This window comes from Plantibacter auratus, from assembly GCF_050587365.1.
Lineage (GTDB): Bacteria > Actinomycetota > Actinomycetes > Actinomycetales > Microbacteriaceae > Plantibacter > Plantibacter auratus.
This window is the reverse complement of sequence record NZ_JBOBFV010000006.1, coordinates 65,156-89,317: the sequence shown is the minus strand read 5'-3', so window position 1 is coordinate 89,317 and position 24,162 is coordinate 65,156. Positions and strand designations below refer to the sequence as shown.

The window sequence follows — 24,162 nt, the reverse complement described above, 5'->3', positions numbered from 1 at the left end:
CCGCCGGCTCAGGTCGGTGCCGCCCGGTATCCTGGACGCATGGCTTCCTGGACCGACTTGACGGGTCAACGCGACGCGATCGAGCTCCTCCAGTCGGCGTCGGACCTGGTCACGCCCAAGGGCCTCACCCACGCCTGGCTCATCACCGGGCCGCCCGGTTCCGGCCGGTCGACCCTCGCCTATGCGTTCGCCGCCGCGCTCCTCAGCCGCGAGCCCGGGGGCGACGACATCACCCGTCGTCAGGTGGAGGCGCGCACCCACCCCGACCTCTCCGCCTTGAGCACCGACCGCGTCATCATCACGATCGACGAGGTCCGCGACCTCGTCCGGAACGCCTACCGCGCGCCGTCTGTCGGTCGCTTCCGCGTCATGGTCGTCGAGGACGCCGACCGCATGACCGAGCGCACGTCCAACCTGCTGCTGAAGTCGCTCGAGGAACCGCCGAGCAGCACGATCTGGGTGCTGTGCGCGCCGAGCGAGGCCGACCTGTTGCCCACCATCCGGTCGCGCGTCCGCTCGGTCCGCCTCGGCGTCCCCACCATCGACGACGTCGCCGAGCTGCTGGAACGGCGCGACGGTGTTGCACCTGAACTCGCTGAACGCGCCGCCCGCGAGGCGCAGAGCCACGTCGGCATGGCCCACCGCCTCGCGACGGACCCCGGCGCGCGGCAGCGCCGTGAGTCCACGCTCCGTGCCGTGCTCGACATCCGGAGTGCCGGGCAGGCGGTCGTCACCGCGGGTCGGCTCCTCGAGCTCGCGGGTGACGACGCGAAGGCGTACACCTCGTTGCGCGACGAGGCCGAGCGGGAGAGCACGCTGCGCTCACTCGGCGTCGAGCCCGGTCAGTCGGTCCCGCCGGCCCTCCGCTCGCAGGTCCGGGCGATGGAGGAGGACCAGAAGCGGCGCGCCACCCGAAGCCTGCGCGACGGGCTCGACCGGATCATGGTCGACCTGCTCTCGCTGTACCGCGACATCGTGCTCCTGCAACTGGGGCACGACGCCACGATCATCAACCGTGAATTGCGTCCGGAACTCGAGGAAGCCGCTCGCCGGACGACGCCTGCGGTTACGATCGAAACCTTGGAGGCGATCTCCGTCGCCCGCACACGAATCGAAGGGAACGTCGCCCCGGCGCTGGCCTTGGAGGCCATGCTCGTGTCGGCGGTCCGGTAGGGAGCCTCTGTGACTTCGCCCAGGCAGCAGCCGTCGGACTCGACGGGATCGACCGGTGCACCCCGTCGCAGGGGTCCCGGTGCGCGCCGTACGGCGCGGGTCGCCCTGGTGGCCGGTCTCGCGGTCGCGGCGCTCACCCTGAGCGGGTGCGTGACGGCCTTCCTGCCGCCGAAGGCCGCTGAGCCGACGACGTCGTCCTCCTCGCCGGCGACAAGCGACGTCGACGCCGAGCTGAAGCCCTTCTACGAGCAGAAGCTCGACTGGAAGACCAGCGGCTGTGCCGACGGCTTCGAGTGCGCCACGGCGAAGGCGCCCATCGACTGGGACAACCCCGCGGACGGCGAACTCTCCTTGGCGCTCGTGCGGCACCAGGCGACGAACGGCAAGCCGATCGGCTCGCTCTTCATGAACCCCGGCGGTCCGGGTGGTTCCGGTTACAGCCTCGTCGCCGACAGCCTCGACTTCGCCGTCGACAAGGACCTCCAGGAGAACTTCGACGTCGTCGGCTTCGACCCCCGCGGTGTCGGCAAGTCGACGCCGGTGACCTGCCTGACCGACTCGGAGATGGACGCGTACCTGTACGACGTGACGCCGGGCAAGCGCGGCTCCGACGAGTGGATCGCCGCGAACGAGAAGGCCGCGAAGGACTTCGGCGACGCGTGTGCGGAGGAGACGGGCAAGATGCTCGAGTTCGTCGACACGCAGAGCGCCGCGAAGGACCTCGACATGCTGCGCGCCGCCGTCGGCGACAAGCAGCTCTACTACCTCGGGTACTCGTACGGCACCTTCCTCGGCGCGACGTACGCGGAGCTCTTCCCGAAGAACGTCGGGCGCCTCGTGCTCGACGGCGCGATCGACCCGTCGACGTCGAACTTCGAGGTCGTCAAGGAGCAGGCCAAGGGCTTCGAAAGTGCTCTGCGTGCCTACCTCGAGGACTGCATGACGGGCAAGGACTGCCCGTTCAAGGGTTCCGTCGACAGCGCGATGACCGAGATCAAGACGCTCCTCGACGAGGTCGACGCGAACCCGATCCCCGGCGACGACGGACGTGAGCTGGGCGGCAACACCCTGCTGACGGCGATCATCTACCCGCTGTACCAGGCCGATGCGTGGCCGTACCTCAGCAAGATGTTCGCCGAGGTCATGCAGGGTGGGACCGACATCGCGTTCCAGTTCGCCGACGGTTACAACGGTCGCAACGAGTCCGGCAAGTACGCCGACAACCAGACCGAGGCCTTCAACGCGATCAACTGCCTCGACTACAGCTACGACGACGACAAGACGAAGATGGCCGACGAGGCGAAGCAGCTGGAGGAGGCGGCTCCCGTGATCGGCGAGTACATGGCCTACGGCGACACGTTCTGCGCCAACTGGCCGTACCAGACGCGGACCGAGCGTGGGGAGATCCACGCAAAGGGTGCTGCGCCGATCCTCGTCGTCGGGACGACGAACGACCCGGCCACCCCGTACGTCTGGGCGCAGAACCTCGCGGAGCAGCTCGACAAGGGTCAGCTGATCACCTACAAGGGTGAGGGCCACACGGGCTACAACAAGGGCAGCGACTGCGTGAACCAGGCGGTCGACCAGTACCTCATCGACGGCACGGTGCCGTCGAAGGACCCGATGTGCAGTTGACGGCGGGATCCTGATGACCATGACGGCGCCGGCTGAACTCGGGCTCCGCGAGCGGAAGCGGCTCGCGACGCGTCGGGCGATCCAGCACGCGGTGTTGACGCTCGCGAGTGAGCAGGGGCTCGAGAACGTGACGGTCGAGGAGGTGAGCCGTCGGGCGGAGGTCTCGCCGCGGACCTTCTTCAACTACTTCGGGACGAAGGAGGAGGCGCTGATCGGCGACATCCCGCTGATCCCCGACGGCGACGCCCTGCACGCCTTCCTCACCGCGGGGCCCGCCACCGACGTACTCACCGATCTGGGGGAGCTCCTGGCCCGCACCGTCGGTGACGCCGACGAGGACGTCGAGATCCACCATCTCCGCAAGGACGTCCTGCGCGACCACCCGCACCTGCTGGGAGCGCGGATCGCGAGCATGCGTGGTTTCGAGGAGGGCCTCTACAAGGTCGTCGAGCGTCGGGTGCTGAACGACGATCCCACGCTCGCGGAGGACGCCGAGGCACTGTTCGACCGCTGCTGGATGGTGACGATGGTGGGCTTCGCCGGCCTGCGTCATGCTTGGCGCTGCTGGGCCGATGCGCCGACCCCCGGGTCGCTCGCCGAGCGGATCCGCCGTTCTTTCGCCGAGCTGTACACGACGGTCCAAAAGCTGCGCTAACATGGATACTCGTGCGCCGGGCGACCAGCGCACGCGCCGCCCTAGCTCAGTCGGCAGAGCATCTCACTCGTAATGAGAAGGTCAAGGGTTCGATTCCCTTGGGCGGCTCTACTGTCTTGTCGCAAGACATGAGAAACCCCCGGACCCTCAGGTCCGGGGGTTTTTGGTTGTTGTGGTTGGTAGTCGCGGGTGGTGTCGAGGGTGAGCTCTCGGATGAGTTCCCCGGTGCTGTGGTGGACGACGCGGATCTCGAGGCCGTCGATGAGGACGATGACGCGGGTTCGGGCGAGGGTTCGGCCGAGGCCGATGTGGTGGAGTCGTCCGGCATGGCGGAGGGTGATGCGGCCGTGGTTGTCGATGGTGTCGGTTCGGAGGCGTGCGCGTTGCTCAGATTCTGAGCGGTTGGGTGTGGCTTTGAGGCGGGCTGTGTAGGCCGCCGCTGGGGTGGTGCGTTCGAGCGCGCGGTGGGGTCTGCGGTGGTTGTATTCGTCGAGGAGGAGTTGCAGTTCGAGGAGGTCGTGGGGGCGTGGGCGGTGGGTGGACCACTTCTTCATTGTTTGTCGGAAGCGTTCGACTTTGCCTTGGGTTTGTGGGTGGAAGGGGTGGCCGTTCTTCTGCTGGATCCCGAGGCGGGCGAGGTCGTGTTCAAAGCCGTTCTGGCCGCGTCCGCCGGAGGGCCGGGTCGTGAAGACCATGCCGTTGTCGGTGAGTATTGAGGCTGGGATCCCGTGTTCTGCGGTGGTTTGCGCGAAGGCGGTGCGGACGATTGGGCCGGTGACGCGGTGGTGTGCGGTGACGCTGAGTGCGTATCGGTAGTGGTCGTCGATGAAGCTGAGGATCTCGGTGTCGGTGCCGTTGGAGAGGTGCCAGTGGGTGAAGTCGGCTTGCCAGGTTTCGTTGGGGAGGGCCGCTTCGAAGCGGATATAGGAGGAGCGGGGACGTTTCTGCGGTTGGGGTTCGATGAGTCCTGCGGTGCGGAGATGTCACCAGATCGTGGCGGGCGCGACGGTGATGTTGTGGTGGTGGGTCAGGTGCCAGGCGATGGTGTGGGCGCCGGCATCGAGGCCTCGTTCGAGGAGCTGGGTGCGCAGCTGCACGATCAGGGCGATCGTGGTCGCGCTGATGCGGGTGGGGCTGTGTTTCGGAGCGCGTGAGCGTGGCTCGAGAGCGGATTCACCCTCGGCGACATATCGGGCCATGAGTTTCGAGACCCAGCCGGGCGAGACGCCGTAGCGTCGTGCTGCCTCTGCTTGAGTGCAGTGCTCGATGGTGATGGCGGTGATGATCAGGCGCGCTTTCAACACCCTCCGAACATCGTCGAGGGTTTCCTATGTCTTGAGACAGGTGTTCCCTATGTCCTGAAACCAGACACCTTGGGCGGCTCCACCAGCATCACCGGCCGTTGCCCTGGCACACCCAGGTCAGCGGCCTCGCTCTTGTCCCATTCGGCCGTGTCTGAGTCGCCCGCCTCAACTCACCGCCTCACCGGCACACAACGAGGGCGGGGTCGAGCACGAGCTCACCCCGCCCTCCGCGGGTGCTGCTCATCTAAACAGGAATTGATTGTGTTACCATGAGATATATCAAACGCGCGGTGTTTTGAAGTGTTCTCGGCTCACGCGCCGCCAATTAGGAGAATCCCCTCATGCTCATTCACTCACCAGCACGCTCTCGACGTGCTTGGGGGCTGGCTGCCACCTCGACCGTTGCGCTTGCGGCGCTCATGGTCGGCGGCCTTTCCGGGGCGGCCGTCGCGGCCCAGCCCAAGATGTCCGTCGACATCACCCCAGTCACCGACACCGTCCAGTCAGGCGGCAACCTCGTCTACCGGGTCGCCTATCAGTGCTCGAACATCACGCTCGACAACTGCGTGGCGCCGACCTTCTCGATCCCTGCCCCCGTCGGCACCGCGCCAGACGGAAGCTCCGTGCCCATCACCACCGAACCGACGGTGAACGGCAACGTCGACCTCGTTTCCGCGGCCGGTGCGCCGGTGTCGGTCCTCCTCAAGGACCTCGCCCCGGGCACGACCGGTGAGTTCTCGATCGCCTGGACGGTCCCGAACTTCACCACCCTGCCGGGCACCACGTTCCCCGCGACGGCCGACCTCACGTTCACGGACCCTTCCACCGGTGCACCCACTAACGGTGGTTCGGCGCTGACCCCGATTCCGATCAGCACCACGGCGGAAAGCAACCTGACCGCCGTCAAGCAGATGGTGACCCCGACGACCTCGGCGGACGTCACTGCTGATGCTGAGACGACGTACCGGGTCTACGCCTCGAACCGCGGCGGCTCGCTCGGCGCACTCGACTACACGAACCTCACCCTCGTCGACACTCTGCCGGCAGGGACGCAGTTCGTCTCCGCGACCGGCGGCGGCGTCTACGACGCCGCTGCGGAGACCGTCACCTGGTCTGTGCCGGCGCCGGCGCGGAACAACGCCGCAGCGCCGGAGCAGTTCTTCGAGCTCACGGTCCGGTATCCCGCCGAAACCTTCGTGCCAGCCCCGGCCGACCCGCAGGCGGTGAACAACTTCGTCAACCAGCTCGATGCGTCCGCAACGGCCATCGACGGCACCCAGCTGAACGCCCATGACGAGCGAGAGCATGCCCTCATCGGCCCCCCGCTGACGTCGGGCAACGCGAACATCGTCCCCTACGCGCAAAAAGGCTTCGACGGACCGACCGTCGCCACCTCGAACACGACCACCCCGTACCAGTGGAACACGCTCGTCGGCTGGCAGGACACCGCAAACGGTGGTGTCGCCGACACGAACCGGCTGAGGACGTGGTCGATCATCGACCGGCTTTCCTGCCTCGTCGATGGCAGAGCAGTCTCACCGACGGTGCCCGCCGACAGTAGCCTTGGCTCCTACCCCGGCAGCCTTGGCGTGCCCGCTGATCAGTGCACCAACCCAGCATTCGACCTGCAGCGCATCAACACCACCGCACGGTTGCTGACCTTCCTCGACCAGATCGACCTGGTCACTTGGGACGGATCCACCTCCCGCAGCTACACCTGGACGCCTCCGACCAATTTCGCCGGCTTCCTCTACACGCGTGCCGGCCTGCCGGGCTACAACGCAGCCGTCGACGCGAGCCTCGACCTCCCGGCCGGTGAGATCGTCACTGACTTCCGCATCGTCGGCAAGGACCTCCCTGCCGGTGGCGGGATGGGTGAGTACATCCGCTACCGCGGCGTCAGCACTCCAGCCTTCGCTGCCACCGGACTCATCGACATGACGAACACACTCACCGTCAACTACAGCGTCGACGAGTACGCACCAGGCCAGCCGCTGCCCACCGGAACGCCCACCACGTACGAGCATGCCGCACTCGCGACGTTCTTCCCGGAACAGACTGACCCGCAGCTGCGGAAAACCAACATCACCGGGAACCAGAACGCACTCACCCCGGGTGAGACCACCCGCTGGCAGCTGCAGCTGACCAACGGCGCCAACGGCAACATCCCCATGCGCCCGAAGCTCGTCGACATCCTGCCCGTCGGGCTGGAGCTCGATGAGTCCTCGATCGGCTGGTTGAACCTCGGCGACCTCCGCGAGCCGACGCTCGAGATCACCACGGTCACGATCGGTGGCAAGGAACGCACCAAGCTCACCTGGACGTGGCCTGCCGGCAGCGAACTCCGCTTCGGAGACCCCCGCCCGACCGTGCGGTTCAACACCACCGTCACCATCGCGGCAACCGAAGGTGCCCACACCGGCGAGGACGCACAGCTTGCAGGGCTCCTCGACGACAACGTCAACTCCACCAACCCCAACATCGGCAACGCGACCGACATCTGGGACCTCGACGGCGACGGAAACACCGACGAGCGAATCGCACAGGACAGCAACGGTTGGACCGTCATCCCGACCGCCGGTGCGAGCATCGAGAAGTGGGTCAAGGGCGCACTTGACGCGGACTGGACGAAGGACGGCCTCACCAACGCCACCTTCGACGGCAGCGACTCTCAGATCGACTACCGCCTCGGCATCACGAACCCGAACAACACCAACCTCACCGACCTCGTCGTCTACGACGTACTGCCGGTGACGGGTGACACCGCGATCGGCGAACAGCTGGCCGGTGAGGAGCGAGGGTCTCAGTGGGACCCGACCTTCACGTCGATCACCTCGCTGCCGGCCGGCGCATCGGTGGAGTACTCGACCGCCGAGAACCCGTGCCGCCCGGAACTCTTCGACGGCGCCAACGGTGCTGACCTGCCTGCGGGTTGCGAAGACGACTGGAGCGCGACCGTCCCGGCCGATGCTTCCAGCGTCACCGCTATCAAGGTGACCGTGCCGGTTGTCGCACCCAGTGTGGAGCCGGTGTTCATCGAGTTCCGCATGCAGGCACCCAAGCTCACGGGCGCGAAGGACCTCGCGGTCACGAACCCGGAGTACGTCGCGAACAACAACGTCGCCTGGCACTCGTACCGCACGACCGCCGCCGGAGGCACCGAGTCCCTTCCCGCCGCAGAGGCACCCCTGGTCAGCGTCCGCCGCGCCGCCGGCACGGTCGGTGACCGGGTCTGGCTCGACAGCAACCGCGACGGCCTCCAGAACGAGGGCGAGGACGGTGTCGAGGGCATCACGGTCGAACTCCGTGACGCTGCCGGCAACCCGGTCCTCGACGCGGACGGCAACCCGATCCGCACCACCACCGACGAGAACGGCGAGTACTCCTTCACCGTTCCGCTGGGGGAGTGGAGTGTCGCGTTCGTCGACCTGCCCGCAGAGTACGAGTTCACGACGCCCCAGGTCGGCGACGATGACGCATCGGACTCCGACGCCACCGCACCGGGTGTCCCCACCCACACGGTGACGATCACCGATCCGATCCGAGGCGGCGCAGGCGCGAACGTCAACCTCGACCTCGACGCCGGCCTCGTCAAGGCCAGCGTGACGATCACGAAGGACGACGGCAAGACCATCGTCACTCCGGGCGAGGAGACCACCTACACGATCACCGTCACCAACTCGTCCGCTTCCGCAGCGGCTCAGGACGTCATCGTCACCGACGCGCTGCCGGAGGAGCTGGAGTTCGTTTCCGCATCCAACGGTGGGGTGTTCGACAAGGACGCTCAGACGGTCACGTGGGATCTTGGCACCATCGCCCCCGGAGGAAGTGTCTCGGTCACCATCACCGCGAAGATCAAGGACACCGTCCCGGCCGACACCGAGATCGTGAACATCGCGACGGTCTCCGGGCCCTGCGATGAGGACTGCGAAGCGACCGACGTCGACAACACGCCGCCGAAGGTCACGATCGAGAAGGACGACCACAAGACGGTCGTGGGTCTCGGTGAAGCCCTCACCTATGACCTCCTCGTGAAGAACCTGTCCGACAAGAACGACGCGACCGGCGTCATCGTCACGGACACCCTGCCCGAGCAGCTCGAGTTCGACTCGGCAAGCGACGGCGGCATCTATGACGAGAACAGCCACACGGTCACCTGGGACCTCGGCGAGCTGCCGATGGGTGCTGAGCGGACCGTCCAGGTCACCGCGATCGTTGCTCTGGCGACGCCCGCGGGCGACACGATCACGAACGGCGCCCGGGTCGACACCGACCAGGGATGCGTTGACGCCGACTGCGAAGCCGTCGACATCGACCACACGCCCGACATCACGATCGTGAAGGACGACCACCGCGAGCTCGTCGCCGTCGGTGACGAACTCACTTACGACGTCACCGTCAGCAACCGTTCCGACTGGGCCACCACCGGCGTCATCGTCACGGATGAACTCCCCGGCAACGTCGACTACGTCTCCGCGTCCGACAACGGACGCTACGACGCAGACACCCGCACCGTCACCTGGAACCTCGGCGAACTCGCCGGGAACACCAGCAAGACCGTGCAGGTCACCGTCACGGTCAAGCAGAACGCGGCCGTGCCCGGGACCGTGGTGAACAACGCCACCGTCATGACCGACCAGGGCTGCATCGGCGGCCCCTGCACCACCACCGACATCGACAAGCTCGTCCCGCCGCACCTGGCACACACGGGCCTCGACAACGGCGGCATCCTCCTGTTCGGCGGCGCCGGCCTCGCCCTCATCGGCGGCCTCGTGCTGCTGATGCGTCGCAGGCAACTCGCCGCCTAACCGGAACACAACGAGGGCGGGGTCGAGCACAAGCTCACCCCGCCCTCTCCTCATTCACCCGGTATTTCTCTACATGTGTTCGTCTGATATATTGAACACGTGTCCTTCAGTCGGGTCAGCGAGTACCTGAGTCTTGCCCGTATCGACACCACCCTCTGACTGAGTCAGCCCTGCATCACCCGGCTGATGCTGAGCAGCCTCCTCCCGAAAGCAGCCCATTGTGATTTCGACCCTCTCGTCCCACCCCGTCCGCTCACGGCGGCGACGGTTCCGAGCTGGAACGGTTGCCGCGGCGATCATTGCCGTGGTCGCGGGGTTGCTTGCTCCTCAGGCGGCGGTCGCGGCGGGGGGCGGTTCCGCTGTCGTCGACACCGAGATCACCCCGGTGGACTACGCGACCGGGGACACGCAGCTCGATGCATCCTTCGGAGCTCATGGCAACCGGCTCGCCTACCGGGTGAGTTTCTCGTGCGCGGTCGAGACTTGTGTCGACCTGACCGTGCAACTGTCGCCGTCGCAGCCTGACCCATACGGTCTGGCTGCCCAAGCGCCGAGCTACGTCGCTGAGAAGTCGCTGCTCACCTTCGAGAGCTGGACCGCCCCGGCCGGGATCGCCGGTGCCACCATCGAAGGCACCGACGCCACCGGGAAGATCGCCCGACTGGGCACCGTGCCCGCCGGCACCTCGGGAAGCTTCCTGGTCGTGTACTCGATGCCCCCGACCGGCGGGTACACCGCGATCCGACCGATGCAGTTCTACCCCTCCGGGTTCCAAATCCTCAACAGCGCAACCATCGACGCTGCCACCGCCCAAGAGACGGTCACACGTGAGGCTGCCGCCGTCACCTGGACCAGCGAGCTGCCTTCCCCGAGCCTCGGCCACAGCACTCCCGCAACGGTCCGGCCAGACACCCCTGTCAGCTACCAGGTGTACATGAGCTCTGGAGCCATGACCCAGCGGGATGCCGGATCCATCGCCGGGACATCACAGTTCGGCGCAGCGGGTGACTACATCGTCACCGAGACCCTCGCGCCCGAAGCCGAATACGTATCAAGCTCCGACGGAGGCATCTACGACGCCGACGCCCACACCGTCACGTGGGCGCTCGGCTCCGAAGATTCTCCGGCATACAACGCCGCTGGCGGATTCGGCAAACAGACCGGCGCCTACTGGACGCCCCGCGGCCCGTACCACCCGCGATCCGTTACCGTCACGTACCCGGCCTCCGCCTTCGCCGGCGCGGACGCGAACGGTTGCAACTTCGAAGCGACCGTCACAAACTTCGTCGACGCCGAAGTCGGCTACCTCGACGAACCTCGAACCCGAAAGCAAGCCACCCGCGCCTCCAGCTCGCACCTGGTGAGCTGCTACGACCCATTCGCCCGAGCCAGCTCCCTGAAAGACTCCACCAACAACGGCACGGATGCAGGACGCCGCGTCGTGATCGTTCCAGACGAGGGACAGCCCGCGACCGTGTACTCCTGGAGGGTCACCGCATCCAACGGCGGCAACGTCCCAGCAGTCGCCGTCATCGAGGACACCTCGCTCGGCCAGGCCGACACCAAGGTCGACCGCGTCACACTGTCGGCCGGCGCCGGGAGCATCGACTACACCTTGAACACCGGTGAAACCGGCACGGCAGCCACGCCCTTCGCGGCCCCCGCTGGTACCTGGATCACTGCTGCGACGGTGACAACCGGCGTCATCCAGCCCGTGAACGTCCGCCCCAGCGACAACCGCAACGCCTCCGTGGTGGTGGACTTCCGCTACTCGATCGCGAGCGGCGCCCCCGTCGGAGAGACACGGACGAACACGGCAACGACCACGGTCTCCTACCCGGACAACCCCGAACTCGCCCCCATTGTTACGCCACCAGCATCGCGGACCATCATCTTCAAGGCCCCATCGGTCATCGTCCCCCAACCCCGTTTCACCGCGCAGATCCCGACGCGCGCGACGGTTGAAGGCGGCGGAAACGCAACCCCCGGCCGGAACGTCACCTTCACCGTCAGCGGATCCACGGCCAACCTCCCCGCCGACGCCGCCATCACCCCTCAATACGTGTTCATCGCACCCACCGGCTGGGTGATCACACCGGGCTCGGCATCGTTCCCGGCCGGTTCAGTACCCGACGGCGTCACCTTCACCGAAGCCACCCGCACGATCGCCGGCGAGGAACGCCAGGTCGTCGTCGCGTCATGGTCCGACACTGTCTCCTTCGGTATCAACACCACACTCCCCGTCATGAGCGTCGTCGCGCAGCCCACCTACGCGGTTGTCGCGGGCACCACCAGCACCGCCTCCGCTTGGATCGGCGAGTCCGGTCACCGCTACAACGCCGACAACGCATCATTCGTCGCACCCGTCATCAACACTGACGACGTCGCCGGCGACGGCAACACCGACCAGGTGTTCTCAACCGCCACCGAGAACATCCTCGTGTCAGCGGCGGACGGCGTCACCGTCACCAAGCAGATCTGCCGAGTCGACTCCAGCGCGGCCGATGGTTGTGACTGGATCTCCGACCCCGATGTCGAGGTGCCGGTCTCCACGACCGCAACCGACATCCGCTACCGCATCATCGTGCAGAACACCGGCAACACCCGGATCGGCGACATCGTCGCCTACGACGTGCTGCCCTACCTGAACGACGTCGGCACCAGCCAGGGCGCCTCCACCAGCCCGCGAGGGTCGACCTTCGCCGAAACCCTCGGCTCTGTCGAGAACGTCTCACCCAACATGACCCTCGACTTCTCCGCCTCGACCAACCCGGTCCGAGACGAGGTCTACCCAGACGCTCCTGGCGCCATCGACGACTGGTCCTCTGAACCAGTCGGCAAACAGGCCATCCGTGCACGCGTCGACGGCACGCTTGCACCGGGCGAAACCGTCAGCTTCGAATACCGTGCGAACGTCGCGAGCGATTCGCCCGCCGACGCGGTCGCCTGCAACTCCGTCGCCGTCGACACCGACAAGACGCTCCCCGCGGAGCCCCGCGCGGTCTGCGCGAGCACCAAGGAAGCCGACCTCACCGTCTCGGTGCCCGATCACCTGCCGTTGCAGGACGGCCGCGACGGCACAGTGCCGTTCGTCATTAGCAACCTCGGCGGCTCACAGTCTGCTCCCGCCACCGTCACACTCGACGTACCGGCGGGGCTCACCGTGACGTCCCTCACCCCTGCAGGCTGGACCTGCTCGGCTGCCGGTGGGAGTACTGCCCCGGTTGACGGTCCCGTCACGCTCGAGTGCCAGCCTGTCGACGCGGACGGTGCGCCATCCACGATCGCTCTCGACAGCCCGCTTGCCCTCGATCTGGCTGTACGACCGTCCGGAGTGACAGCGCAGGTGTGCGTCGGCGCGTCCGTGTCGGGCCCCTTCAACGACCCGGTGCTGTCCAACAACGACGCTCTGGCCTGCTCGACGGTCACCCCGACGGGTACCGGACTGATCCTGGACAAGTCCGACGGCGTGGACAGCGCCAAGGCCGGAGATCTCCTGACCTACACGATCACGGTCGCCAACGGTCTCGTGGGCGAAACGGTGGACGGCGGCATCGTCACCGATGTCCTCCCCGCGGAGGTCGAGTTCGTCTCAGCGACCGCTGGAGGTACTGCCGAGGGTCAGGTCGTCACCTGGAACCTCGCATCACTCGCCCCGAGCGGGGACCCGAGCGCCGGCGGCGATCAGGCTGACGGAGGCGAAGGCTCCACAACGGAAGTCTCCGTCACCGTGCGAGTGCTCAGGAACAACGCCGACACCATCAGGAACACCGCCGACATCGCAGCACCGGATCCCTCAGACGCTGCGAGCGAGCTCACCGGAACCGACACGGACGTGAACACCGTCGCGCACCTCACCCTCACCAAGACCGCGGATGCTCCGGCCCACCCGCGGGTGGGCGACACGATCTCCTACACGGTGGTCGTCACGAACGACGGCACCGCCGACTACTCGGCCGACGCGCCAGCAACCATGACGGACGACCTGTCCGGGGCACTCGACGACGCCTCATTCAACGATGACGCGACAGCGTCCGCCGGAGCGGATCCGGTGTTCAACACACCCACGCTGACCTGGTCCGGTGACCTGGCAGCCGGCGACTCCGTCACCATCCGCTACTCCGTCACCGTCATCGCGAACGGCGACGGGCACGTCACCAACACGGCCTGCATCCCCGAGCTGCAAGCCGCAGCGGGAGAGAACGCGTGCGCGACCGTGACAACGGAGCTGCCGAAGCTGTCGATCACCAAGACGGCCGAACCCGTGACGGTCCCCGCCATCGGAGACTCCGTGACGTACACGGTCACCCTGACGAACGACGGGCTGAGCGACTACAGCACGGACGCACCGGCGACCATGACCGATGACCTCACCGGCGTCCTCGACGACGCCTCCTACAACGGCGACGCGTCCGCATCCACCGGCGAGGCACCTCGCTACGTCGACGGTCTGCTCCGCTGGTCCGGCGAACTCGCCGCCGGTGGCTCGGTCACGATCACGTACTCGGTCACCTACCAGGGCTCCGGTGATCATGAACTCGTGAACATCGCCTGCGTTCCGCGCGACGAGGTCACCGCAGGCCGAAGCGCCTGCGTCACCAACACCGTCGGCGCGGCCTTCATCGTCGCCGGGAAGACCGCCGATCCGGCTTCCGAGACGACCGTCGCCGCCGGTGATGAGATCGAGTACACCCTGACCTTCCAGAACCTCGGTACGGCCGACGGCTCCCTCGACACCGTCGACGACGCCAGTCGCGTCCTCGACGATGCAGTGATCGTCACCGCACCGGTCTCATCCGACCCGCGCGTCACCGTCGGAAGCGGCGTTGGCGGTATCTACCCGATCACGGGCACGGTAGAGCAGGGGGAGACCGTCACGATCACCTACACCGTGCGCGTGCTGCCCTATGCCGAAGGTGGAGACCACCAGCTGACGAACTTCGTCGGAACAGTCCCCGAGAGCGGCACCTGCGCGCCCGGATCCGGTTCCTGCACCAGCCACCCGGTGTCACACCTGTCCGTGACCAAGGTTGCGGACGCCGGAAGCGAGACCACGACCGGTGACGTCGTGCAGTACACCGTGACCGTGACCAATGACGGTGCAGCACCGTTCACCGCCGACACCCCCGCTGTCGCAACCGACGACCTCACCGGAGTGATCGACGACGCCAGCTACCGCGGTGACGTCACCGCCACCCGAGGCGTGGTGTCCATCACCGAGGGGCAACTCGTGTGGAGCGGTCCACTCGAAGCCGGAGCCTCGGCCACGATCACCTACTCCGTGGAGGTGAACAACGGCGGCGACCACACACTCGTGAACACCGCCTCCGCCCCCAACCGCGGTGACGAGACCATCGTCGCCACGGTCACCACCCCGCTCTCGGACATCCACATCAACAAGACCGCAGATCCGACGTCCGGCTCGGTGTCCACCGGCGACGTCATCAACTACGCGATCGAGTTCCGCAACGACGGGGCAGCGCCAGGCGCCATCGACGCACGCGACGCGACCGGCGACGTGCTCGACGACGCACAGATCATCGACGAGCCGACAACCTCCGCTGACTCGCTCGCCCTCAGCCCCATCACCGCTGAGGGATTCGCCATCACCGGTGCCATCGCTCCCGGGGAAACCGTCGTCGTCACCTACTCGGTGCGGGTCCTCCCGTTCGCGGAGCGTGGCGACAGCCGGATCGTCAACCATGTCCTCAGCGACGGTGCGGACAGTTCCGAACCTGGAGCGGGTTGTGAACCAGCTGCTGAGGGTACCGAGGCATCGTGCACAGAACACACGATCGCTCACGCGTCGGTCACGAAGAACTCGAGCGTGACGGCGAACCTCGCCGAAGGGGACGTCGTCTCCTACTCCGTCGAGGTCACCAATGACGGCACCGCGGACTTCACACCCGAGGCCCCGGCGGAGATGCTCGACGAACTGGTCGACGTCCTCGATGACGCGACGTGGATCGGTGACGCGTCCTCGTCGGACGGCACCGCCGTGCGACTCGAGGGCACCGAGCTGCGCTGGTCCGGCGCGCTACCGGCCGGAGAATCCGTCGTCATCACCTACTCGGTTCTGGTCACTGGAGCCGGCGACCGGACACTCCACAACACCGCCTCGGTCGGCAATGCCGGCGAAGCGGAACGCATCTCAGCTGACACGGTGGCCCTCATCTCCGACATCACCGCAGAGAAGACCGCCGACGTCAGCAACGCAGCGACCGTGAAGTCCGGCCAGCAGGTCCGCTACACCCTCACCTTCCAGAACGCCGGGCCGGGCACCGGTGACGTCGCCTACAGCGACGACCTGGCCGACGTCCTCGACGACGCCACGGTGACCGATGGCCCCAATGCGTCAGGGTCGGTGCAGTCGTCGATCCTCGACGGAGTCATCCAGGTGACCGGCGACCTGGCACCGGGAGCGACGGCATCGGTCCAATACACGGTGACCGTGAAGTCGTTCGAGGAGCAAGGCGACCACCGACTGCTCAACACGCTGACCCAGATCGGCGTCACCGCCCCTGACGAGTGCACATCGCCGTCCAGAGACGGCGACCCGCAGACCTGCACTTTCAACCCGATCTCCGCAGAGCAGCTCGCATCGACCGGCATCAACGGGATCACACTGCTCCTCGCTGGCGGGGGAGTCCTCGTGGTACTCGGCGGCTTCGTCCTCATCCTGCGACGGAGGGCAAGGGCGGTCGAACCGGAGTGAGGAGGCCCTGGGCGTACAGCTCAGCTTCTTTTCATGCACCCACTCTGGGATATCAGTCAAACGTGTGATATATTAATGGTGTCGACACCACCCGTCGGACATCGGAGCACGCTCAGCTTTCCACCACCCGAGCATCATCAACCCGGCTTCTCTACCGCAGGCGGACCGAACCGCCAGATTGGAGCACTATCGTGCGCGCCACTACTCACCCATCCTCCCCTGCACGCCGTCGGCGTCGCGGCGCCTGGACCCTCGTCGCGACGACCGTCCTGACCGGGCTCGCTATCGGCATCCCAGAGGCCGCTACCGCCGCACCGGTGGTCAAGTACCTCGGCGACGGCCGCGCCGGCGAAGGTCTCGTGGTCTCATTCACCACCGGCGAGACCGGCACGCTCGTGATCACCGCACCCGACCACGCCACTCTTGGGTTCGTGACCACCAGCGGATGCGACACACGGTATGCAGCTCAGATTCGGTGCGGCACCGACTCGAAGGTCTGGACATCCGATCTGATGGCCACGATGCGCATCGATCCGGATGCCCCCATCGGAACCATCGCAGGTGGCTCGATCGCCTTCGAGGTCGGCGGCCAGGTCGTGTCCTCCACTCCGCTTTCCTTGGACGTTCTCCCACCCCACGTCGCTCAGGGCGTCGCCGGTGAGACGGTCACTGTCGGCGTGCCCGTCAACGGTGGTACCTCCGGCATTGTGCAGTACACGGCACCGGACCAGACCACGATTCTCGGAGTCGGCGCGGAAGGCTGTTCGATCGATACAGCAGGGACCACCGCCACCTGCGGTTCCGAGACCAGCATCTGGGAAGGCACCCAGACCTTGGATCTCGCCGTCGATGCAAACGCTCCGTTCGGCACGCTTGACGGAGGCTCCATGGCGTTCATCCAGTCCGGCCGGGTCGTCTCGACGACTCCGTTCAACCTCGAGCTGACCCCTTCCGCCCCCACGATCGACGCACCTGAGGGCGGCATCTTGGCACCGGATTCCGTGGTCACTGGAACTGCCCCGGCAGACACCGTCGTCGTCCTCGAGCTCGACAGCGAGACCCTCGGTGAAGCGATCACCACCCCGGATGGTGTGTGGGCCTACCAGCCCACAACCCCGATCCCCGATGGTCTGCACACGTTCTCCGCGTCAGCAATGGCCGGTGGACTCCGGAGCGCCAACATCGACCTCGCCATCAACGTCGTGACGCCCGTCGCTCCGATCGCCCCCGGCGACCCCAGCCCCGAATACCCGGGCGTTCCGGACGAGCCCGCTCCCGTCGAGCTGGCACCGATCGATCAGTCGACCTCGCTGGGGACACCTTCACCCCGAGGTGCGAGCGGCGGTTCGCTGGCGACCACGGGCACTGACACGGCCCCGTTCGGGCTTGCGCTCTTGCTTCTTGCAGGAGGCGCGGCAGTGGGCGTCGTCCGCACTCGGCGAGCGGGTCGGGACGAGACGGAGGTCCTCCGACGATCGCAGTGAACGTCCTCCCTTGCGGTCCTATGAGGCGCACGCTCATTGCGAGGGTGCGCCTCAACTGCGCTGCTCGGCAGGTGTCGCCGCCGCCTGTGACGCTCCGCCATCGCCCGCCGAGTGCGACGTCGGTCATCGCTCCTGGTGGAAGGCGATCGGTCAGCCCATCTGCGCGACGCCAGCAAGACGCTTCGGCGGTCGTCCGGACAGCCACACGTACGTGGTCGCGGCAAGGAGCACCCCTCCGGCGATCAGCGACCACCAGGGGAACGACGGACCATCCGGGTGTTCCCCTGCGGCGTCCCGGTCGGATTGCGGGGTGGGGATGACCCGCTCTCCGGTCACGAGGATGCGGTGGCTGTTGACGCCGAGGGGGTGCAGGTCACGAGGGTGATGAGGTCCTTCCCGTCGACCGGGAACAGCGACTCGGTGTCGGTGGGCTCGACGACCCTGGTGTCGACGACCCGGTAGGTGAGGACTTCACCGAAGACCTCGATGGTGAACGTGTCATCGACCTGTACCTGGTCGAGATGGGTGAACAGTTCGGAGGTGGCCAGGCCACGGTGTGCCGTGAGCACCGAGGACCGACGGCTGAGGCGTGGCGAGGGGCGTCAGGTCGGCACGCTCACGGGCCCGGCCGCGATCGCGATCGGGTGAGCCAGTCGACCGCCTCAGCCGCGGTCGCTCGCCAACAGGCCGAAGACGACCGTGTCGGTCCATTCGCCCTTGCTCCACCAGTTCTGCCGGAGGTGGGCCTCGTGCCGCATGCCGACCCGCTCCGCGAGTCGCGCCGACGCCGTGTTCCGTCCGTCCAGCTGTGCAGCGACGCGGTGCATCCCCGGGGTGCTGAACGCAAGGTCGAGTACAGCACCGACGGCCTCGCTCGCGAACCCCTTGCCGCCGTGCGCCGGGTCGAGGACCCAGCCGATCTCGGCGACGCCCCGCTCATGGTCGGTGTACCAGAGCAGGACCTCGCCCACCGGCGCACCTTCGTGCTCGACGATGAGTGCGAGCGCACGCGCAGGGCTGTCCAGGCCGGTGCGCTGAAGCCGCTCGGCACCCTTCGTCCGTGCGACCTCCTCCGTCCACGGTTCGTCGAGGAGGTAGGTGGCGACGTCCGGGCGCGAGTAGACCGTGAGCAACCAGGAGACGTCCGACGGTTCGTGCAGGCGGAGGACGAGTCGGTCGGTGGACAGCGGGAACGTCGGGGGAAGGGAGGTACTCACGTCGATCAACGATACGAGATCACGCTCCGGACCGCGCCGCGGACCTACCGGACCGCGCGCGGGTGCGGCAACATGGATGGCGCCGACTCGCAGACCGTTGAAGGGGACCTCGTTCATGACCGCACCGCACCCCAGCCGACTCGCCCTCGTCTGGGGCTCCGCCCTCCTCGTCGCCGGCCTCCTCGCGGGATGCTCTGCACCGTCCAGCGGGGACCGCGACTCCATGGAACCGTCGTCGACGCCCACAACCACGGCGACCGCCGACGTTGCTGACGGGCCCGCCGACTACACGGCGTTCTGCGCGGCCAACCGCGCGGCGGCGACCGCGAAGTCGGGCACCGTCGGCGAGGACCTCGAGGCCGTGCAGGCGCAGGTCACGACGATCCGCGACCTCCTGCCGCTGGACGGCGTGAGCGCCGAGGTCGCAGCCGGCGCCGAGGTCTTCGCGACCGCCGCTGAGGAGACCGCCGCGATCCTCGCCGAGTTCCCGGCCGACAGCCTCGTCTCCGACGTCGGGCTCGACCCGAGGTTCACCGAGTCGCAGGCCGTGCAGAGCGCCGCGACCGACCCGGACTACCAGGCGTTCATCGCCTGGACCATCCAGACCTGCGGATTCGACACCGCCGGCGAGTGAGCCGGCCCTCCTCCCGACGGACGACACCGCCCGACGACGGTGCGGCCGTCACCACGTCTGCGCGACGATCGCCTCGGCGACCCTCACCCCGAGCTCCGATCCGACTCGGACAACCCGGCGATCGCGGCCAGCACCGTCTCGCGCCCGCGAGAGAGTTCCTGCATCCGCTCCTCGATGACCTCGAGCTGCTCCCGCAACAGGTCCACACGCTGCGAGACGGGCATGGTGTCCCAGTCGCGCATGCGATCCCGCATCTCGTCGAGCGAGAAGCCGGCCGCCCGACCCGCCTGGATCAGTTCCAGACGCCGCACGGCGCTCGGCCCGTAGTCGCGATACCCGTTCGCGCGCCGTTCGACCTGCCCTGGGCTGAACATGTCGCGCTGCTCGTAGAAACGGATCGCGGACGTCGCCAGACCGGTCCGTCTCGCCAGCTCACCGATCCTCATCGGAGTCCTCCTTGACCTTCAAGTAACTTGAATCTCTAGCCTCATGGACGGAAGCCCGTTCCACAACGTCCTGAAGGGTCATCATGTCTCAACCGATCTTCGTCCTCGCCTCCGTCCTGTTCGGATGTCGACTGCTGCTGCTGATCGCCCTCCATGTCGTGCCCGGCGGGATCCACCCCGTCCGAGACACCGTGAGCGACTACGCGGTCGCCGACTCGCGCACCACGCGGACCCTCGCGACCGTGTCCTCCTGGAGTGCGGCTGCCGCCTGGGCGGCACTGGGCGCAGGCGTGTTGACCGACGTGTCCCTCGGCGACAGTCGGCTCGGCGTCGGCGGCTGGCTCCTCGTGCTCGGGGGCCTGCTGGCGGCGATGCCGTTCGTGCCGACCGATCGGACGGGTTCCTCGACGACAGCGGGCGGAAGGGTGCACCTCCTGTTCGCCATCGCTTGGTTCACCCTCGGGTACTCGACGATCAGCCCGCTCGGACGCCTGCTCGGTGGAGCGCCGGGCGCCGTCCTGGGCGTCCTCGATCCGATCGCCGCCGTCGCGCTCGCCGCCCTCGTGGTCTCACTCCTGGTCCGGCCGCTTCGTCCGCACACCTTCGGCTTGGCCGAACGCGCGTTCATCCTCGTCGTGACGGTCGCGCCGCTCATCGCGAGCGTCGGTCTCGCCGCTACCGGGTCTGGGCGATGATCGCCTCAGCGACCGTCTGCGCGCCGTCGCCGGAGCTGACGGCATAGAACGTCTCACCGACGGTGAGGTAGAGCGGCGACCGCGGACCGTCCATGCGGCGCGCGACGAGTGCCGACTCGCCGTCGACCGCGCCTTCGAGGGTGACCGGCTCGAGCGCCGCCGCCATGTCGGGCTGGGCTGCCAGCTCGTCGATGATCGTCGCGCCGTCGCGCACGACCAGGATGTCGGTGTACCCGAAGCCCTCGGCGAAGAGTTCGCAGCTGAACGCACCGACTCGGGCGCTCGCCGCATCCTCCAGATCGCCGATCGGCTGTGCCCGCGGATCGATGACGGTGTAGGTGGTGGTGGCCTCGCCATATTGCAGTGCGGAGACGATCCCGGCCTCGTCCAGCCCGCCGTCGCAGGTCGCGTCGCCCTCGCGCGGCGCGAGCGCGGGCCAGGCGAGCTGCGCCTCGGAGGCGGGCTCCACCGTCGTGAAGGTGGTCTCCGCCGCCGTGGCGAGGTTGTCGAGGACCTCGCCCGCCGGCGTGCCTTCGAACCGGCTGCCGGTGGAGGTCAGTCCGGAGGCGGTGATCGACAGCTCGACCCAGGCCGAGCCGACGGGCGCCGACACGCGCCACCCGGTCTCGCCCGACGACGTGGTCGCCTCGACACCGGCGATCGTCCTCGTGTCCTCGGACGGTGTGTCGCCGGCGTAGGGCGGGGCCCAATCGTCGGCAGCGCCCGGCAGGATCTCGATCGAGAGGTAGGCCCAGTCGCCCGCTCCGTCGCCGATCATCTGCTGTCCGGCGCCCACCCGCCAGGAGCAGGCGAGCCCGCCGGCCGCCGTCAGGACGGCCAGATCCACGGCATCGGACGGTTGCACGGCCTCGACGACGTCCGCCGGTTCAGCGGCGAGGACGCCGGCGACGGTGTCGAGCGATGCGAGGTCGCTGCACGCGAGGAGGTCGGTCGACGCCGGGGTGCTCGGTGCGTCGGAGGTCGGCGACGCGTTCGGTGTCGCGGACGATCCGCACGCCGACGCTGACAGCACCACCATCACGGCGAGCCCCGCGCTGATCCCGACCGACCGCATCCCCGCACCCCTGATCCCCATGCGCCGAGACTATCGGTGGCGCGTGTCGTCCGCTTCCGAGGGAGGATGGAACCGGCGTCGTGCCGATGCCATCACCGAACCGAGGAGTTCCCCTGTGACCACGACCCGTCGCGCCCTGATCCTGATCGACGTCCAGCAGGAGTACTTCGCCGGTCCGCTCGCGATCCAGTACCCGCCGCGGGAGGAGTCGATCCTGCGGATCGCGACCGCCATCGAAGCGGCGACGGCAGCAGGAATCCCGGTCGCTGTCGTCCAGCACTCATCGGGCAGCGGGGCTCCGGTCTTCGACCCGGACACGAGCGCGTTCGAGCTCCACCCCGAGGTCGCCCGCCGCGCGCAGCCGTCGTGGAAGGTGGTCGTGAAGGAGTACGGCTCGGTCTTCGCCGGGACGGACCTCGAGGCGTGGCTGCGCGATCAGGGTGCGGACACCGTGACGCTTGTCGGGTACATGACGAACAACTGCGTCATCGCGTCCGCGGCGGGCGCCGAGGAGATCGGGATCGACGTCGAGGTGCTCTCCGACGCGACCGGCGCGATCAACCTCGAGAACGCGGCCGGGTCCGTCGACGCGAAGACGGTGCACACGACCCTCATGGCGCTGCTCGACTCGAACTTCGCCGCGGTCGCGACGACGGCCACCTGGACGCAGGCCCTCACGGACGGCAGGGCGCTGCCGAAGGACGACCTGGTGTCCTCCGCCACGCGCGCCGCCGAGCGCGACTAGCATCCCGCCGCCGATCAGTCGGTGACGGCGACGTCCCGGAGGTCGAGGTGCTCGCTGACGAAGTCGGTGGGGAAACCGGTGACCCCGTCGCGCACGACGGTGAGGGAGATCCCGGTGTAGAGCCAGTCTGCGGCGTGGTCCTTCGAGACCAGCGCTGCGGCTTCGCGGAGTCGTTCGTCCGCGACCTCGGGGTCGGTCGCAGCCCTGGCCTCGGCGACCAACGACTGCACCGTCGGGTTGTCGTAGCCGAAGTAGTAGTCCGGGTCCGCCCAGTGCTGGATGTCGCGTGCCTCGACGTGGTTCACGAGACTGAGGTCGTAGTCGTGGTTCGTGTAGACGTCGTTCAACCACGTGGGGAACTCGACGCTGTCGACCGTGAGGGTGACGCCGATGGCCTTGAACTGCGACACCAGGACGTTGGCGGCGGCGGTGCCGTAGTGGTTCGGGACGGTGAGCGTGAGTGCGAGGTCTTCCTGGCCGGCCTGGGCGAGGAGCGCCTTCGCCGCTTCCGGGTCGTAGCTCACGACGTCACTGAGGTCCTCGTAGCCGGGGTCGAGCTCCGGGATCGGTCCGTACTGCAGGGCGGCGGCGCCGCCGACCGCCTCGACGATGGCAGCGTGGTCGATGGCCGTGCGGAGCGCCTGCCGGACGAGGGGGTCGTCGAGCGGTGCGCGCTGGTTGTTGAAGGCGAGGGTGTACTTGTCGGTCGTCTTCCCCTCGACGATCGTCAGGCCCTCGACACGCTCGACCTGGTCCCGCAGGTTCGCGTCGAGACCGATCTGCACGTCGACCTCGCCCGCGAGGGTCGCGTTGACGGCCGAGGACGCATCGGGGATGTAGCTGAAGACGACCTCCTTCACCTTCGGCGCGTCACCCCAGTAGTCGTCGTTCCGCTCGACGGTGATGCTGTCGCCCTGCTTCCAGGACGTGAGCGTGAACGGGCCGGTGCCGTTCGCCGTCGTCGACAGGTCGTTGACCGCCCCGGCCTGGAGGACGAGTCCCGCACGACCCGTCAGCGCCCACAGCAGGTCGGAGTCGGGGGAGCTGAGCTGCAACCGGACGGTGCGGTCGTCGACCGCCGTGACGGTCTGGAGCTGCGCCAGGTCGAGGTGGTCGACGAACGCCGCGTTCTGCTGCACCTGCGTGAGCGAGTCGACCACGTCGGCCGCGGTGAGCGGAGCGCCGTCGTGGAAGGTCACCCCGTCGCGGAGGACGAAGGTGTAGGTGAGCCCGTCGACGCTGACCTCATGGCGCTCGGCGAGGGTGTCGATGATCTCGTTGTCCGGTGTGCGCGAGACCAGCCCCTGGTAGACGTTGTCGATGAGGACCTGCTCGAGTGCGACGCCGGAGGTCGTCCGGATGTCCAGGTCCGACGGCTCGAGGACGAGGCCCACGCGGAGTGTCGCGTCGGTGTCCGCGGTCGGCGTCGTCGCCGGGCCAGCGCAGCCGGTGAGGACGAGCAGGGAACCGGTGGCCGCGATCACGGCGCTGAGCAGGTGACGACGCAGTCGGTGACGGGGCATGGAGAATATTCTCGCGGATCCCGGCACCGGTCTGAGCCGGTCGGCCTGAGCCG

General features: G+C 67.6%; 15 protein-coding genes, 1 tRNA gene and 1 pseudogene. 10 read left to right on the top strand and 7 right to left on the bottom strand.

Annotated features, from left to right (window positions below):
- Nucleotides 1-39 precede the first annotated feature (39 nt).
- The 4 genes from ACQ3HE_RS19020 (at nucleotide 40) to ACQ3HE_RS19005 (ending at nucleotide 3,571) form a co-directional block, all read left to right on the top strand.
- Nucleotides 40-1,173 carry a DNA polymerase III subunit delta' gene (locus ACQ3HE_RS19020; RefSeq protein WP_430893934.1) on the top strand — a complete coding sequence of 378 codons (1,134 nt, stop codon included), beginning with the start codon at nucleotides 40-42 and terminating at the stop codon, nucleotides 1,171-1,173.
- A gap of 9 nt (nucleotides 1,174-1,182) precedes the next feature.
- Nucleotides 1,183-2,808 carry an alpha/beta hydrolase gene (locus tag ACQ3HE_RS19015; protein ID WP_430893932.1) on the top strand — a complete coding sequence of 542 codons (1,626 nt, stop codon included), beginning with the start codon at nucleotides 1,183-1,185 and terminating at the stop codon, nucleotides 2,806-2,808.
- Nucleotides 2,809-2,827: 19 nt separating this feature from the next.
- Nucleotides 2,828-3,463 carry a TetR/AcrR family transcriptional regulator gene (locus ACQ3HE_RS19010; RefSeq protein WP_175117477.1) on the top strand — a complete coding sequence of 212 codons (636 nt, stop codon included), beginning with the start codon at nucleotides 2,828-2,830 and terminating at the stop codon, nucleotides 3,461-3,463.
- 35 nt (nucleotides 3,464-3,498) lie between these two features.
- A tRNA-Thr gene (locus tag ACQ3HE_RS19005) sits at nucleotides 3,499-3,571 on the top strand.
- A 41-nt stretch (nucleotides 3,572-3,612) separates the two neighbouring features.
- On the opposite strand, the pseudogene ACQ3HE_RS19000 reads toward ACQ3HE_RS19005, so the two are convergent.
- Nucleotides 3,613-4,767: pseudogene (locus tag ACQ3HE_RS19000) on the bottom strand (integrase core domain-containing protein); the annotation flags it as partial.
- A 341-nt stretch (nucleotides 4,768-5,108) separates the two neighbouring features.
- On the opposite strand from ACQ3HE_RS19000, the gene ACQ3HE_RS18995 reads away from it, so the two are divergent.
- The 3 genes from ACQ3HE_RS18995 (at nucleotide 5,109) to ACQ3HE_RS18985 (ending at nucleotide 17,774) form a co-directional block, all read left to right on the top strand.
- Nucleotides 5,109-9,575: an isopeptide-forming domain-containing fimbrial protein gene (locus tag ACQ3HE_RS18995; RefSeq protein ID WP_430893930.1), complete on the top strand. Its 4,467-nt coding sequence runs from the start codon at nucleotides 5,109-5,111 to the stop codon at nucleotides 9,573-9,575.
- Nucleotides 9,576-9,879: 304 nt separating this feature from the next.
- Nucleotides 9,880-16,290 carry a DUF7927 domain-containing protein gene (locus ACQ3HE_RS18990; protein WP_430893928.1) on the top strand — a complete coding sequence of 2,137 codons (6,411 nt, stop codon included), beginning with the start codon at nucleotides 9,880-9,882 and terminating at the stop codon, nucleotides 16,288-16,290.
- Nucleotides 16,291-16,481: 191 nt separating this feature from the next.
- Nucleotides 16,482-17,774 carry a hypothetical protein gene (locus tag ACQ3HE_RS18985; protein WP_430893926.1) on the top strand — a complete coding sequence of 431 codons (1,293 nt, stop codon included), beginning with the start codon at nucleotides 16,482-16,484 and terminating at the stop codon, nucleotides 17,772-17,774.
- Between the two features lie 150 nt (nucleotides 17,775-17,924).
- Here the strand turns inward: ACQ3HE_RS18985 and ACQ3HE_RS18980 are convergent, their stop codons facing one another.
- The 3 genes from ACQ3HE_RS18980 to ACQ3HE_RS18970 all read right to left on the bottom strand — a co-directional run bounded on the left by ACQ3HE_RS18980 (nucleotide 17,925) and on the right by ACQ3HE_RS18970 (nucleotide 18,991).
- Nucleotides 17,925-18,110, bottom strand: a complete 186-nt coding sequence (locus ACQ3HE_RS18980) for a hypothetical protein (protein ID WP_430893924.1) — start codon at nucleotides 18,108-18,110, stop codon at nucleotides 17,925-17,927.
- Nucleotides 18,107-18,343: a sortase gene (locus ACQ3HE_RS18975; RefSeq protein WP_430893922.1), complete on the bottom strand. Its 237-nt coding sequence runs from the start codon at nucleotides 18,341-18,343 to the stop codon at nucleotides 18,107-18,109. Before ACQ3HE_RS18975 ends, ACQ3HE_RS18980 begins: the two co-directional genes overlap by 4 nt.
- Before the next feature lie 93 nt (nucleotides 18,344-18,436).
- Nucleotides 18,437-18,991 (bottom strand): GNAT family N-acetyltransferase, encoded by a 555-nt coding sequence (locus tag ACQ3HE_RS18970; protein WP_430893920.1) that lies wholly within the window; start codon nucleotides 18,989-18,991, stop codon nucleotides 18,437-18,439.
- A gap of 115 nt (nucleotides 18,992-19,106) precedes the next feature.
- On the opposite strand from ACQ3HE_RS18970, the gene ACQ3HE_RS18965 reads away from it, so the two are divergent.
- A complete protein-coding gene (locus ACQ3HE_RS18965) occupies nucleotides 19,107-19,625 on the top strand; it encodes a hypothetical protein (RefSeq protein ID WP_430893918.1) in 519 nt (172 codons plus the stop codon).
- 83 nt (nucleotides 19,626-19,708) lie between these two features.
- Here ACQ3HE_RS18965 and ACQ3HE_RS18960 read toward each other — a convergent pair whose 3' ends face one another.
- The gene (locus ACQ3HE_RS18960) at nucleotides 19,709-20,071 is read right to left on the bottom strand and encodes a MerR family transcriptional regulator (protein WP_430893916.1); all 363 of its coding nucleotides are present in this window, start codon (nucleotides 20,069-20,071) and stop codon (nucleotides 19,709-19,711) included.
- 83 nt (nucleotides 20,072-20,154) lie between these two features.
- Between ACQ3HE_RS18960 and ACQ3HE_RS18955 the strand changes: the two genes are divergently transcribed.
- Nucleotides 20,155-20,766 (top strand): DUF998 domain-containing protein, encoded by a 612-nt coding sequence (locus tag ACQ3HE_RS18955; RefSeq protein WP_159879605.1) that lies wholly within the window; start codon nucleotides 20,155-20,157, stop codon nucleotides 20,764-20,766.
- Here the strand turns inward: ACQ3HE_RS18955 and ACQ3HE_RS18950 are convergent.
- Nucleotides 20,747-21,862, bottom strand: a complete 1,116-nt coding sequence (locus ACQ3HE_RS18950; protein ID WP_430893914.1) for a hypothetical protein — start codon at nucleotides 21,860-21,862, stop codon at nucleotides 20,747-20,749. The genes ACQ3HE_RS18955 and ACQ3HE_RS18950 overlap by 20 nt on opposite strands.
- A 94-nt stretch (nucleotides 21,863-21,956) precedes the next feature.
- Between ACQ3HE_RS18950 and ACQ3HE_RS18945 the strand changes: the two genes are divergently transcribed.
- On the top strand, nucleotides 21,957-22,586 hold the full coding sequence (locus tag ACQ3HE_RS18945) for an isochorismatase family protein (protein ID WP_430893912.1): 630 nt from the start codon (nucleotides 21,957-21,959) through the stop codon (nucleotides 22,584-22,586).
- A gap of 14 nt (nucleotides 22,587-22,600) precedes the next feature.
- Here the strand turns inward: ACQ3HE_RS18945 and ACQ3HE_RS18940 are convergent, their stop codons facing one another.
- The gene (locus ACQ3HE_RS18940) at nucleotides 22,601-24,109 is read right to left on the bottom strand and encodes an ABC transporter substrate-binding protein (protein WP_430893910.1); all 1,509 of its coding nucleotides are present in this window, start codon (nucleotides 24,107-24,109) and stop codon (nucleotides 22,601-22,603) included.
- Nucleotides 24,110-24,162: the final 53 nt, after the last annotated feature.

Excerpts from the sequence above, each read along its gene's own strand:
- ACQ3HE_RS19020 (WP_430893934.1), top strand. The coding sequence starts at position 40 with ATGGCTTCCTGGACCGACTTGACGGGTCAACGCGACGCGATCGAGCTC.
- ACQ3HE_RS19010 (WP_175117477.1), top strand. The coding sequence starts at position 2,828 with ATGACGGCGCCGGCTGAACTCGGGCTCCGCGAGCGGAAGCGGCTCGCG.
- ACQ3HE_RS18995 (WP_430893930.1), top strand. The coding sequence starts at position 5,109 with ATGCTCATTCACTCACCAGCACGCTCTCGACGTGCTTGGGGGCTGGCT.
- ACQ3HE_RS18965 (WP_430893918.1), top strand. The coding sequence starts at position 19,107 with ATGACCGCACCGCACCCCAGCCGACTCGCCCTCGTCTGGGGCTCCGCC.
- ACQ3HE_RS18960 (WP_430893916.1), bottom strand. The coding sequence starts at position 20,071 with ATGAGGATCGGTGAGCTGGCGAGACGGACCGGTCTGGCGACGTCCGCG.
- ACQ3HE_RS18955 (WP_159879605.1), top strand. The coding sequence starts at position 20,155 with ATGTCTCAACCGATCTTCGTCCTCGCCTCCGTCCTGTTCGGATGTCGA.
- ACQ3HE_RS18950 (WP_430893914.1), bottom strand. The coding sequence starts at position 21,862 with ATGGGGATCAGGGGTGCGGGGATGCGGTCGGTCGGGATCAGCGCGGGG.
- ACQ3HE_RS18940 (WP_430893910.1), bottom strand. The coding sequence starts at position 24,109 with ATGCCCCGTCACCGACTGCGTCGTCACCTGCTCAGCGCCGTGATCGCG.